The 13055-nt window shown below is 68.8% G+C and carries 11 protein-coding genes and 1 tRNA gene; 8 read left to right on the top strand and 4 right to left on the bottom strand.

The window, feature by feature from the left end; genetic code table 11:
- Positions 1-71 precede the first annotated feature (71 nt).
- Positions 72-1361 carry an APC family permease gene (locus tag ST3T6A_RS18985; protein WP_019830947.1) on the bottom strand — a complete coding sequence of 430 codons (1290 nt, stop codon included), beginning with the start codon at positions 1359-1361 and terminating at the stop codon, positions 72-74.
- Positions 1361-3001 (bottom strand): M28 family metallopeptidase, encoded by a 1641-nt coding sequence (locus ST3T6A_RS0100640; protein ID WP_019830946.1) that lies wholly within the window; start codon positions 2999-3001, stop codon positions 1361-1363. Before ST3T6A_RS0100640 ends, ST3T6A_RS18985 begins: the two co-directional genes overlap by 1 nt.
- 145 nt (positions 3002-3146) lie before the next feature.
- Here ST3T6A_RS0100640 and ST3T6A_RS21305 point away from each other — a divergent pair, with 145 nt between their 5' ends.
- Entirely contained in the window at positions 3147-3287 is a 141-nt protein-coding gene (locus ST3T6A_RS21305; protein WP_019830945.1) for a hypothetical protein, read from the top strand.
- 145 nt (positions 3288-3432) lie between these two features.
- Complete coding sequence (locus ST3T6A_RS0100630; protein WP_019830944.1) at positions 3433-4158, top strand: class I SAM-dependent methyltransferase; 726 nt, start codon at positions 3433-3435, stop codon at positions 4156-4158.
- 69 nt (positions 4159-4227) lie between these two features.
- Here the strand turns inward: ST3T6A_RS0100630 and ST3T6A_RS0100625 are convergent.
- Positions 4228-4313: transfer RNA gene (locus ST3T6A_RS0100625), tRNA-Tyr, on the bottom strand.
- An 84-nt stretch (positions 4314-4397) separates the two neighbouring features.
- Between ST3T6A_RS0100625 and ST3T6A_RS0100620 the strand changes: the two genes are divergently transcribed.
- Complete coding sequence (locus ST3T6A_RS0100620; protein ID WP_019830943.1) at positions 4398-5153, top strand: TrmH family RNA methyltransferase; 756 nt, start codon at positions 4398-4400, stop codon at positions 5151-5153.
- A 39-nt stretch (positions 5154-5192) separates the two neighbouring features.
- Here ST3T6A_RS0100620 and ST3T6A_RS0100615 read toward each other — a convergent pair whose 3' ends face one another.
- The gene (locus ST3T6A_RS0100615; RefSeq protein ID WP_019830942.1) at positions 5193-5510 is read right to left on the bottom strand and encodes a 2Fe-2S iron-sulfur cluster-binding protein; all 318 of its coding nucleotides are present in this window, start codon (positions 5508-5510) and stop codon (positions 5193-5195) included.
- Between the two features lie 89 nt (positions 5511-5599).
- Here ST3T6A_RS0100615 and ST3T6A_RS0100610 point away from each other — a divergent pair, with 89 nt between their 5' ends.
- From ST3T6A_RS0100610 to ST3T6A_RS0100585, 5 genes are all read left to right on the top strand, one after another.
- Positions 5600-6229, top strand: a complete 630-nt coding sequence (locus tag ST3T6A_RS0100610; protein ID WP_019830941.1) for a DNA-3-methyladenine glycosylase family protein — start codon at positions 5600-5602, stop codon at positions 6227-6229.
- Between the two features lie 508 nt (positions 6230-6737).
- Positions 6738-7337, top strand: coding sequence for an outer membrane protein (locus ST3T6A_RS0100600; RefSeq protein ID WP_019830939.1), 600 nt, complete (start codon positions 6738-6740; stop codon positions 7335-7337).
- 89 nt (positions 7338-7426) lie between these two features.
- Positions 7427-8182 (top strand): ImuA family protein, encoded by a 756-nt coding sequence (locus tag ST3T6A_RS0100595; protein ID WP_235785691.1) that lies wholly within the window; start codon positions 7427-7429, stop codon positions 8180-8182.
- Positions 8082-9725 carry a DinB/UmuC family translesion DNA polymerase gene (locus ST3T6A_RS0100590; protein WP_019830937.1) on the top strand — a complete coding sequence of 548 codons (1644 nt, stop codon included), beginning with the start codon at positions 8082-8084 and terminating at the stop codon, positions 9723-9725. The genes ST3T6A_RS0100595 and ST3T6A_RS0100590 overlap by 101 nt, the downstream gene beginning before the upstream one ends.
- Positions 9722-13048 carry an error-prone DNA polymerase gene (locus ST3T6A_RS0100585; protein WP_019830936.1) on the top strand — a complete coding sequence of 1109 codons (3327 nt, stop codon included), beginning with the start codon at positions 9722-9724 and terminating at the stop codon, positions 13046-13048. The genes ST3T6A_RS0100590 and ST3T6A_RS0100585 overlap by 4 nt, the downstream gene beginning before the upstream one ends.
- Positions 13049-13055 lie beyond the last annotated feature (7 nt).

The following is a 13055-nucleotide window of genomic DNA, read 5'->3' as shown; positions in this document are numbered from 1 at the left end:
CCGAGGTGGCGGGGCGCCAGCGCTCCGCATACCGGTCCGGCTCCATCCGCGCCCGCTTTACTCTTCCGGCCCTAGCGCCGACGCACCGCCCCATAGAGCAGCACCGATCCCGCGATCACCGCGAAGAGCCCGCCGATCTCCGCCCAGCTCGCCAGTGCGATGCAGGCCGCCATGCTGACGATGCCGAGCACCACCCAAAGCCCCAGTGCGGGAAGACGGACCGGCGGCCCCGCCAGCGCCACGTCGCGCTGCCTCAGCCGCCACACCGCCGCGCAGCCGCCGATATAGAGCGCGCAGCCGGCCAGCGAGGAGAGCACCACCAGCTCCTCGAACGTGCCCGTCACCGCCAGCGTGATCGCGATGGCGGCGTGGACGAGGATGGCGTTGGCCGGCACCTTGCGCGCCGACACCTCGCCCAGCGCGCGCGGCAGGAAGCCGTCGCGCGCGAAGGCGAACAGCATGCGCGGCGCGCCGAGGATGTCGCTCCCCAGCCACGCCGCCAGCGACAGCGCGGTGCCGGCGAGCAGCAGCAGGCCGAGGCGCGGGTCGATCGTCGCCATGCCGTCGGCGAGCGGGGCCTTCGACGCGCCTAGGCCTGCGCCCAGCAACCCCTGCGCCACCATCTGGATCGCGACATAGGCGATGGTCACGAACAGCATCGCGCCGATCAGCGCGCGCGGCAGGGTCCGCGCCGGATTGGCGACCTCGCCGCTGACGCCGAGTGCCGTCTCCATCCCCTGAAAGGCGAAGAGCGAAAGCAGCACCGCGCGGCCCACGCCCGCCGCATCGGGCGCGACGCCCGCCCCGATCTTCGCCGGATCAAGGAAGAACAGCCCGACGCCCACGAACAGCGCCAGCGGCAGCAGCTTCACCGCCGTCGCCCCTGCGATCAGCCGCGAGGCGATGCGCGCACCCGCGAGGTTCACCAGCGTGAGCCCGCCCAGCACGCCGACGATGATCCCCGCGCGGGGCAAGGCTCCCGCCAGCACCGGGAAGAAATGGGCCAGCGCATCGGCCAGCCCCGCCGCGATCCCGCCGCTGGCGAGCACCGCGGCGAGCCACAGCAGCACGCCCATCACGAAGCCCGGCAACGGCCCGAACGCCTGCTCGACATAGCCATAGGGCCCGCCCGAGGTCGGCACCCGGCTGCCGGCTTCGGCGAAGCACAGCACCACAGCACCCATCGCCACCGCGCAGAACAGGTAGGCGACGAGCGCATAAGGCCCCGCCGCCCGCGCCATGCCGGCGGGCAGCGAGAAGATGCCGGCGCCGATGACCGCATTCACGGTCGCCGCCGCCAGCCCGAACGTCCCGATGCCGCGGCTGAGCCCTTCGTCGCGGCCGGTGCCGATCGCTGCCATCAGCGGCGCTGCGCCGCCGTCTTGTCCCGCTCGGCGCGGAATTCGCTGTCGGCCGACCAGTCCGGCCACTGGCGCGAGTTCGCCAGATCGCGGCCGAGATCGTAGAGCAGGTCCGCATCCTCGGCCATGCCGGACAGATCCCAGTCGGCCGACCATTCGTCGGCAGGCTGGTGGTAGCGATCGCGGGTATAGTCGCGGGCGATCTGGGTGCCGCGCTCGACGCCGCCGTTCAGCAGGTCACGCCCCGAGCCGAAGCTGATCGCCGGAACCCCGCGCTTGGCCATCGAGAAATGGTCCGACCGATAGAAGCCACCCGCCTCGACGCGCGGATCGGGCGTGTAGGTGCGGTTCTGCTTCTTGCCTTCCGCGATCAGGTCGTCGAGCAGGCCGAGCTTGGCGGTGCCCGAGATGGTGAAGTCATGCGCGCGGCCCGCGACCGAGAGCGCGTCCATGTTGATCACGCCCGCCGTCGTCGCCAGCGGATAGACCGGGTTGGCGGCATAATATTCGGAGCCGAGCAGACCCTTCTCCTCCGCCGTCACCGCCATGAAGACGAGGCTGCGGTCGGTGCGCGGCGCATGAGCGAAGGCGCGGCCGATCTCGATCAGCTCGGCGATGCCCGTACCGTTGTCGACGGCGCCGTTATAGATGCGGTCGCCCTTCGCATCCGGCGCGCCGACGCCGAGATGGTCCCAGTGCCCCGTATACATCACCGTCTCATTGGGATGCCTGGCGCCCGGCAGGCGGCCCAGCACGTTGTGCGAGGTGATCACGCCGGTGTCGGCGGCGTACTTCGCGGACAGCGTCGCCTTCAGCGTCACCGGCTTGAAGTCGCGGGTCTGCGCCTGCTTCTTCAGCGCCTCGAAATCGAGGCCCGAATCCTTGAAGAGCTGCACGGCGAGGTCGCGCTGGATCCACGCCTCCATCGCGGTGTGGACCGAGGCCGGGTCCTTGCGCACGATATCGAACTGCGGATTGGTGTTCGAGTTCTTGACCGTCGCCCAGCCATAGGAGGCGGGATCGGTCTCGTGGATCACCAGCACGCCGGCCGCGCCCTGCCGCGCGCCTTCCTCGTACTTGTAGGTCCAGCGGCCATAATAGGTCATCGCCTTGCCGCCGAAATCGCCCTGGCCGGTCTCGAAATCGGGGTCGTTGATCAGCACGACCATGATCTTGCCGTGCAGGTCGACGCCCTTGAAATCGTCCCACTTCCGCTCGGGCGCGTTCACGCCATAGCCGACGAAGACCAGCGGCGCGTCGGCGATCGCGACGGTCTTCTGCCCGTTCATCGGGGCACGGATCGCGATCTCGCTGCCCTGCGTCAGCGCCTGTCCACCGATCGAGACGGCCGCCTGGCCGCTGATCTCGGAGCGGAGCAGCGGCACGTCCTGCGTCCACTGGCGCTTGCCGTTGACGAGCGGGCCGCCGGGCTCCAGCCCTGCCGCCTGCATCTGCTGGGTGATGTAGGCCACCGTCTTGACCTCGCCCGCCGTCGCCGGGCCGCGCCCCTCGAAGGCGTCGGAGGAGAGCGTCTTGATATGGTCGGAAATCCTCTGCGGGCTGAACACCGGTTCGGGCGAGGCGGCGGCGAGGGCGGCGGCGGGCAGCACGGCGAACAGGCAGGCAGGCAGAAGGCGCATCGATATCCCCTATTCTGGTTTGCGCGCGAACCTATCGGCGGAAAACGCAAATGGGAATGCGCCGTGGCCCGCCGCGGGACGGAAGGGAACGATTGGCCCTGGCCAGAGTCTTCTACGAACGCCGATCAACACAAAGGACCGGGCGATGCGCAGGCTTCTGCTTCTTCTGGCCGCCGCTCTTCCCCTCGCAAGCTGCGGCAGCGATCACCGGACCACGGTCGTGGTTCCACCAGGCTCGACGGTCGTCACGCCCGATGGCGAGGCGAAGGTGGTGACGCCGCATTAGTGGGCCGGGCACCGCTCCCGAGCGCCATTTCCCCGTAGAGCCGCCGACGGATCCGGAAGATACCCCCGTATCACTCAAGAGGCGGCTTTCCTGTTGCGCATAAATTCGGAATGCCCTTACACTCCTCCACTCATCCGGAGCTTTTATGCTACGCGACACCGACGAAGACTGGAAAGGCATCGCCGGAGAGCCCTATTATGGCGTTTTCAGTCACCTCGAATATTTTCGGGAGAATCTGACGCCGGAGCGGCTGGAACATTTCTGGGCTTCCGGACGCGGCGATATCGGATGGCAGCTCGATCTGCTCCGCCGCCATTATGGCGATTTCCAGCCGAAGAGCGTGATCGATTTCGGCTGCGGCGTCGGCCGGCTCAGCCGCGCGCTCGCCGAGATCGTGGATCAGGTCTACGGCATCGATGTCGCCGAGGGCATGCGCGAGGAGGCGCGGAAGAACGTCCCGGCAAACGTCCAAATCTTCGAAGCGATCGATTCGGTGCCTGCCGAGACTGTCGACTGGATCAACTCGACGATCGTGTTCCAGCACATCCACCCCGCCAACGGCCTGCCGCTCTTCCAGAAGCTGCTCGACCGGCTGGCGCCGGGTGGCGGCATGACCGTCCAGTTCACGACCTTCAAGGAACGCGGCGCCGTCACCATGGCCGGGCTCGGCATGGATTATGTGTCGTGGGACGGGGAGCGGATGAAGGCGCTCATTGAAACGCCGCCGGGCTCGGGCACGATGATGATGTACGATTATGATCTGAACCAGATCATGGCGATGCTCTATCGCGCTGGAATCGAGCGCTTCACCATCCAGCACAGCAACCATGGCGGCCATCACGGCGCGTTCGTCATCGGCCGCAAGGGATAAGCCCGGAAGGCTCTCGACCGCCGCCGGAAAATGACCGTGATATCCGTGGGATGGGTATCGCCCCGGCGGTGGTGGAAGGGGCTGGATTCGAACCAGCGTACACTTGCGTGGGCAGATTTACAGTCTGCTGCCTTTAACCACTCGGCCACCCTTCCAGCGTCCTGCGCCGGGGCGAGGCGCGCCTATTGGCGAATGAACTCTTGCCTGTCAACGCATGAGCGGAGAAAAGCGCGGCCATCATGCGCAAAGGTCATCGCCCCTCCGCCGCCCAGTCCGGCCGTATCCGTCTGTGGGGGCGTCACGCCGTCACCGCAGCCCTCGCCAACCCCGAGCGGACGCTCCGCAAATTGTGGGGCACGCACGATGCGATCGCAGCGCTCGGCCTGTCGCCGTCGATGCTCACCATCCAATATGCCGAAGTGGCCGATCTCGGCCGCATGGTGCCGTCGGATGCCCCGCATCAGGGCCTCGTGCTCGAATGCGATCCGCTGCCCGATCGCTGGCTCGACGAGCTGTTCGAGATGGCGACCGACGCCAGCGACCGACGCCCCATCCTCGTGCTCGACCAGGTGACCGACCCGCACAATGTCGGCGCGGTGCTGCGCTCGGCGGTGGCGTTCGACGCGCTCGGCATCGTCACGCAGGACCGGCACTCGCCGCCCGAATCGGGGGCGCTCGCCCGCTCGGCCTCGGGCGCGCTGGAGATCATGCCGTGGATTCGCGTGGTGAACCTCGCCCGCGCGCTCGATGAGATGGCCGACGCCGGCTATTGGCGCGTCGGGCTCACCGGCCATGCCAAGATGCTGCTGCCCGAGGCGATGAACCCCGGCAAGCTCGCGCTGGTGCTCGGCGCGGAGGGCGAGGGGATGCGGCAGAACACCGAGGCGCATTGCGATGCCCTGGCCAAGCTGCCGATCAGCCCGCGCATGGAGAGCCTCAATATCTCCAACGCCGCCGCCATCGCGCTCTACGCCGCGGCGACGCGCGCCGCCTGAGGACACCGCCCCTCCCGGTGATGGGAGGGGTTCGCCGCCTCAATCCTCCGGCGCGATGGTGACGCGCAGGCCGTCGAGCGCGTCGGAGAAGGGGATCTGGCAGGAAAGCCGCGACGTAGCCGTGCGATGGTCCGAGCTGTCGAGCAGGTCGTTCTCGTCCTCGCTCATCGTGGGCAATTCTCCCGCGAAGGCATCGTCGACATAGACGTGGCAGGTCGCGCAGGAGCAGCAGCCGCCGCACATCGCCAGCAACTCGTCGAAGCCATGATCGCGGATCACCTCCATCACGCTGAGGCCGGCCTCGCCCTCGACGGTGGATTCCTGGCCTTCGCGGGTAACGACGATCAACTTCGGCATGTATTCTCCTCCGGGTGACGGGCGCGTGGTGCCCGGCTATGGGTGATGGCTCTTTTTTGCAAGACAAGCGCCAGGGACGATATCCGCGCATGGGCCTTTCGATCGATCAGCTTCACGCCTCGCTTCACGCGCTGTCCGCCGTGGAGCCCGCCTTCGCCCGCGCGATCGAGCGCGTCGGCCTGCCCGGCCCGCGCAGCTCGGAGCGCGGCTATGCCACCTTGCTGCGCACCATCGTCGGCCAGCAGGTGAGCGTCGCCTCGGCGCGCGCGGTGTGGGGGCGGCTGGAAGAGGCCCTCGGCGATCTCGACGACCCGGCGCGCATCGAGGCCGCCAGTGACGAGACGTTGCGCGCGGCCGGCCTGTCGCGCCAGAAGACCGGCTATGCCCGCAGCCTCGCGGGGCTGGTGCGTTCGGGCGAGCTGGATCTGGCGCGCCTGCCCCTCGACGACGAGGAGGCGATCGCGGCGCTGGTGCGGATCAAGGGCATCGGCCGCTGGTCGGCGGAGATTTACCTGCTGTTCGCGGAGGGGCGGCCGGACATCTGGCCGGCGGGCGATCTCGCCGTGCAGATCGAGACGGGCCGGCTGCTCGGCCTCGCCGAACGGCCGAGCGAGAAGCAGACGCGCGCGCTCGCGGAACGCTGGAGCCCTCACAGGGGCGCGGCGGCGATCTTCACCTGGCACCATTACAAGAATGATATGGGTGCGCCGATCGGCTGAGGCCCAGTGATTTCGGCGGGGACGGCTGGATCAGGTCAGCAACAGGATCACCGCGGCGGAGATGGCCAGCGAGACGCTGCTCATCAGGCACAGCAAACGGCATTCCACACTGCACAGCGATGGATCCATATGTTCCATCACCTTCTCTCCTCGTCATCCCGTTCGGATGAACGTTGGAGAATAGCATATCTTCGGTTGAATTGAATGAGGTATTTGGTGAAGGACTGATTATGGTTTCGTTTTGAAACGAAACCGAACTACACGAAGCAACAAGATCTTTCCTTTTCCGGAAAAGCGAGAATCTCTCCCGCTCTTCGAGCGCGGCTCCTCCCTCATCATAAATCCGATGCAAAAGTGGCACGATCTTCTATCCCGCCCCTCGCATCATCGACATTTCCAGGAAATCGAACAAAACCTCCTATTTTATTCCGGCTGACCGGAATGACAGCGTCGTCCTACATGAGCCTCAAGAGGCCGGCCCCGTCGCCGACCGGACAGGAGACCGCTCATGACCCGCTCGCTCGTCGCGGCGTTCGCGCTCGCTTCCACCTCGCTCGCCGCCGCTCCCGCGCTGGCCGAACCCTTCCAGGGCCCCTATGTCGGCGTCGAGGCCGGCCTGAACCATGACAGCATCGGCCACGCCAACGGCGTCGTCGTCGACCATGGCAAGTCCGCCTTCGCGGGCGGCGCGATCGCGGGCTATGATTACAAGCTCGCGCCCCGCGTGGTGGTCGGCGCCGAGGCGGGCCTCGACGCCGGCATCCATGACGCGGTGCGGGGCGATGTCGACGGCACGCCGGCCAGCATCGATCCTCAGCGCCAGATCAACGTCACCGCGCGCGCCGGCTATCTCGTCAATCCCAGGACGCTGGTCTATGCGCGCGCCGGCTATGCCAATGTGCGTGTCCGCACCACGACCATCGGGCAGCAGGCCGAGGCGATCAGCCGTTCCAGCGACCTCAACGGCTGGACGCTGGGCGGCGGCACCGAGCGCGCGCTCACCTCCAACGTCTCGGCCCGCGTCGAATATCGCTACACGGAACTCGGCCAGGTGCATGGCCGCTTCGATCGTCATCAGGTGCTGGCCGGCCTCGCCTACCACTTCTGAGCCCCCTCTTGACTCCCTGAGGCCAGACGCGCGACTTAGAACATAGAGAGAACATTTCTATGGTCGAGTCGGTGGAAGCGCTATGCGCCTTGCGAGGGACAATCGCCCGGATCGAGGGGCAGAGAACGGCGGACGCCCCCGCTCCGGCGGCGCTGGGTCATGCCGCGATCGATGCCGCGATCGGGGGCGGGCTGGCGCGCGGACGGCTGCACGAGCTGTTCGCGCAGCAGCCGGAAGATGCGGGCGCCGTCGCGGGTTTCGCGACGATGCTGGCGCTGCTGGCCTTGCCGCCGGGCGCGCCATTGCTGTGGCTCCGGCAGGACGAGGCGGAGCGTGGCGCGGGGCGCCTGCATCCGCCGGGGCTGGCCGAGATCGGGCTCGATCCGTCGCGGCTGGTGCTGGTGGTGCTGCCCGATCCGGTGGCGCTGCTGCGCGCGGCGGCCGAGGTGGTGCGCTGTCCGCAGGTGGGCGTGGCGGTGATCGAGCCGTGGCGCCGCCCCCGTGCGCTGGATCTCACCGCGAGCCGTCGGCTGGCGGTTGCAGCGGAGGCTTCGGGCGTTACCGCGCTGATGCTGCGCGCCGATGCCGAGCCGGGGCCGAGCGCGGCGCAGACGCGCTGGTCGGTCGCCGCCGCCGCCTCGGCCGCGCTGGAAGCCGGCGCGCCCGGCCATCCCACCTTCGACCTCGAACTGCTGCGCCAGCGCAGCGGCCCTGCCGGCGGGCGCTGGCGGCTGGAGTGGGATCGTGAGCGCGTCCGCTTCCGCGAGCCGTCGCTACCTCGCGCTGTTCCTGCCGTTGCTGCCGGCGGATCGTTTCCGGGCGACGCACCCCGATACGCCGGCTGACCAGCCCCTCGCCTTCGTCGAGAAGCAGCGCGGGGCGATGCGCATCGTCGCGGTCGACGCCCGTGCGCTGCGGCTCGGGATTTTGCCGGGGCTGACGCTCGCCGACGCCCGCGCACGCGTCCCCGAACTCGCCGCCATCGATCATGATCCGCACGCCGACGCGCTGTGGCTGGAACGGATCGCCGACGGCTGCGACCGTTATACGCCGATGGTGGCGCTCGATCCGCCCGACGGCATCACGCTCGACATCAGCGGGGCGGAGCATCTGTTCGGCGGCGAGACGGCGCTCGCGGCCGATGCCGAGCGGCGGATCGGCGCGCTGGGGCTCCATCTGCGCCACGCCGTGGCAGCCACGCCCGAGGCGGCGCAGGCGCTCGCCCGCTATCAGACCATGCCCGCGCCCGACGAGGCGGCGGCCGTGCGGCGGCTGCCGGTCGCGGCGCTGCGCTTGGAGGAAGAGGTGGAGGTCGCGCTCGGCCGGGCGGGGCTCAAGACCATCGGCGATCTCGCCCAGCGGCCGAGCGCTCCGATCGCCGCGCGCTTCGGATCGGAGACGGTGGCCGCGCTCGACCGGCTGATCGGCCACGCCGATAGCCGCATCGTGCCGCGCCGGCCGCTCCCCGCCCTGCTGTTCGAGCGGCGCTTCGCCGAACCGATCGTGCGCACCGAGGCGGCGCTGCTGACGCTCTCGGAGCTGGCCGGGGAGGCCGCCGGGGCGCTGGAGGAGCGACACAGCGGCGGCCGGCGCTTCGCCGCGCGCCTGTACCGCAGCGACGGCCTCACCCGCGATCTCGCCGTCGAGACGAGCCTGCCGACGCGCGACCCGGCGCTGATCGTCCGGCTGATACGGGAGCGGATCGATGCGCTTGCCGATCCGATCGATCCGGGCTTCGGCTTCGACATGATCCGGCTGGCGGTGCCCAAGGTGGAACCGCTTGGCGCGTCGCAGTTCCAGCTCGAAGGCGGCTCGGTCAGCGAGGATGTGCTGGCGGCACTGGTCGACCGGCTCGGCACGCGGCTGGGGCGCGGGCGCGTCCGCCGCTTCGCGGCCCGCGACACGCACATCCCCGAGCAGCGCGCGCTCCCCCTCCCCGCCATGGACAGGCCCGCGCCCACGGCCTGGGAGCCGCCCGTGCCCGGCGAGCCGCCGCTCCGCCCGCTCCACCTGTTCGACCCGCCGCAACCGATCGAGGTGCTGGCCGAGGTGCCCGACGGCCCGCCCCGCCGCTTCCGCTGGCGCCGCACGCATCATGACGTCACCCGTTTCGAGGGGCCGGAGCGGATCGCGTCCGAATGGTGGCGGGTGAAGGTCGAGCGGCTGCCCGATCCCGAGCCCTCGGTCGCCCACTCCCATTCCGGCCGCGACGATCCGGAGGAGGAAGCAGCAGAAATGCCGCCCGCCCCCCATCCGCGCCCGCTCCTCACCCGCGATTATTTCCGGGTGGAGGATGCGCGCGGCCGCCGCTTCTGGCTGTTCCGCCACGGCCTCTACGGCAGCGAGACGGATCGGCCCGGCTGGTACATCCACGGGCTGTTCGCATGAGCACGGACGACGCCCCCGCCTTCGCCGAGCTGGTCGCGGCGACCAACTATTCCTTCCTGCGCGGCGCCTCGCACCCGGCCGACATGGTGGTGAAGGCGGTGAAGCTCGGCCTCAAGGGGCTGGGCATCGCCGATCGCAACACCGTGGCGGGCGTGGTGCGTGCCCATGTCGCGCTGAAGGAATTGCGCGCCGGGATCGAGCAGGCGAAGGAGCCCCAGCCCGATTTCCGCCTTGTCTTCGGCGCCCGGCTCGCCTTCACCGATGGCACGCCGGACATCGTCGCCTATCCGGTCGATCGGCACGGCTGGGGGCGGCTCACCCGGCTGCTGTCGACCGGCAATCTCCGCGCGACCAAGGGCGAATGCGACCTGCGCCTCGCCGATCTGATCGATCATGCGGACGGCCTGCTGCTGATCGCGCTGGCCGACGAGAGCCACGAGTTCCTGCTCCGCCGCCTCGCCCGCCACGCGCCGCTGTGGATCGCCGCCACCATGGCGCGGCGCGGTGACGATCAGCGCCGCCTCGCGCGGCTTCAGGCGCTGTCGGCGCGCACCGGCATCCCCCTCCTCGCCACCACCGACGCGCTCTATGCGACGCCCGAGCATCGCCCGCTCCACGATATCGTCACCTGCATCCGTGAGGGCACGACCATCGCGCAGGCCGGCACCCGCCTCCTCGCCAATGCCGAGCGCCACCTGAAGCCGGCCGCCGAGATGGCGCGGCTGTTTCGGCAGGCTCCGGCGGCGATCGACAGCTGGGCCGATATCCTCGGCCGCATCCGCTTCACGCTCGATCAGCTTCAATATGAATATCCGCACGAGCCCGTCCCCGAAGGCTGGGAGCCACAGGCCTGGCTGGAGCATGAGACCTGGCGGCTGGCGCAGAAGCGCTATCCGGATGGCATTCCGGACAAGGTGCGCACGCTGCTGGACGAAGAGTTCGCCATCATCCGCAAGCGCAACTACGCCTATTATTTCCTCACCGTTTATGACGCGGTGAAATATGCGCGTTCGCTCGATCCGCCGATCCTGTGTCAGGGGCGCGGATCGGCGGCCAATTCGGCGGTGTGCTATTGTCTCGGCATCACCTCGGTCGATCCGGCCGAGTTCAACCTGCTCTTCTCGCGCTTCGTCTCGGCCGAGCGCAACGAGCCGCCTGATATCGACGTCGATTTCGAGCATGAGCGGCGCGAGGAGGTGATCCAGCACATCTACGAACGCTACGGCCGCCACCGCGCCGGCATCGCCGCCACCGTCATCCATTATCGCCCGAAGAGCGCGGTGCGCGAAGTGGGCAAGGTGCTCGGCCTCTCCGAAGACGTGACCGCGCGGCTCACCGGCATGGTGTGGGGCAGCTATGCCGGCCGCATGGAGGGCCGCCGCTTCACCGATGCCGGCTTCGATCCGCAAGCACCCGAACTCGCGCGGCTGCACTGGATCGTCGGCCAGCTCCTCCACGCGCCGCGCCACCTCTCGCAGCATGTCGGCGGCTTCGTGCTGACGCAGGGGCGGCTGGACGAGCTGGTGCCGATCCACAACGCCGCGATGGACGACCGCACCTTCATCGAATGGGACAAGGACGATATCGATGCGCTCGGCCTGATGAAGGTCGACGTGCTGGCGCTGGGCATGCTCACCTGCATCCGCAAGGCGTTCGACCTGATGCGCGCACACGGCCTCGGCGATCTCACGCTCGCCACCGTGCCACAGAATGCGCCGGCGGTGTACGACATGCTCTGCACCGGCGACAGCATCGGCGTCTTCCAGGTTGAGAGCCGCGCCCAGATCAACATGCTGCCGCGCCTCAGGCCGGAGTGCTTCTATGATCTCGCCATACAGGTGGCGATCGTGCGCCCCGGCCCGATCGAGGGCGACATGGTGCATCCCTATCTTCAGCGGCGGGCCGAATATCGCCTCAAGAAGCAGCCGTTCGAGTTTCCCGAACCGGCACCGCCGCACGATCCGAAAGAACTCCATGACGTGCTCGGCGGCACCTTCGGCGTGCCGCTCTTTCAGGAGCAGGCGATGAAGCTCGCGATCATCGCGGCCGGCTTCACCCCCGACGAGGCCAACCGTCTTCGCCGCGCGATGGCGACGTTCCGCAATGTCGGCACGATCGGCGATTTCGAGACGAAGATGATCGAGGGCATGGCCGCGCGCGGCTATGAGCGCGATTTCGCCCAGCGTTGCTACAATCAGATCAAGGGCTTCGGCAGCTATGGCTTCCCCGAAAGCCACGCCATCTCCTTCGCATTGCTGGTCTATGTCTCGGCCTGGCTCAAATGCATCCATCCGGCGGTGTTCGCGGCCGCCTTGCTCAATGCGCAGCCGATGGGCTTCTACGCCCCTGCCCAGATCGTCCGCGACGCGCAGGAGCACAGCGTCGAGGTCCGCGCGATCGACGTCAACCACAGCGCCTGGGACAACAACCTCGAAGCCGGCGCTGCCGATGGCCCTGTCCACACCCGTTGGACGTGGGGCGCGGCCCGGCACCGCCTCGACAAGGGCCATGCGCTGCGCCTCGGCTTCCGCCAGATCGACGGCTTCCGCGAGGATTGGGGCCACGCCATCGCCGCCGAGCGCGCGGCGAACGGCCCCTTCGCCGGCATCGAGGAGCTGGGCCGGCGCGTGCGGGTTCCGCGCGGCGAAGGCGAGGAGACGATGGCGCTCCCCGCCCGCGCGCTCCGTTTGCTGGCGGATGCGGATGCGTGCCGGTCGCTCGATCTGCCGCGACGTGAGGCGGCGTGGGAGGTGCGGCGGATGCCGGCCTCGGCCGAGCTGCCACTCTTCGCCGCCGCCCGCGCCCGCGAGCTGGCCGACGAGCCCGATGTGGCGCTCCCTGCCATGCCGCTCGCCGAGCATGTCACCGCCGACTATCAGACCACCCGGCTCTCCCTGAAGGCGCACCCGATCCAGTTCCTGCGCGCGACGCTCCGCCGCCGGGGCATCCTCAGCAGCGAGGAGCTGGAGGAGGCGAAGAACGGCGCGCGGGTGAAGGTGGCGGGCGTGGTGCTGGTTCGTCAGCGGCCGGGCAAGGGCAACGCCATCTTCGCGACGCTGGAGGACGAGACGGGGATCGTGAACATCCTGCTCTGGGCGCGCTTGTTCGAACGCTATCGCCGCCCGCTGATGGCCGCGCGGCTGATGCAGGCGGAGGGTGAGGTGCAGCGCAGTGAAGGCGTGACCCACCTGATGGCGAACCGCATCGTGGACCTGAGCGCGCTTCTGGATGGGTTGGGCGAGGCAGCTCCCATCATCCCCATCCCCCGCGCCCGCCATCCGCGCGACGTGCGGATCATCCCGAAGTCACGGGATTTTCATTGAGGGGAAG

This window comes from Sphingomonas sp. PR090111-T3T-6A, assembly GCF_000383095.1.
In the GTDB taxonomy this organism is placed as follows: Bacteria; Pseudomonadota; Alphaproteobacteria; order Sphingomonadales; family Sphingomonadaceae; genus Solisphingomonas.
This window is presented reverse-complemented; position numbering and strand designations above follow the sequence as displayed.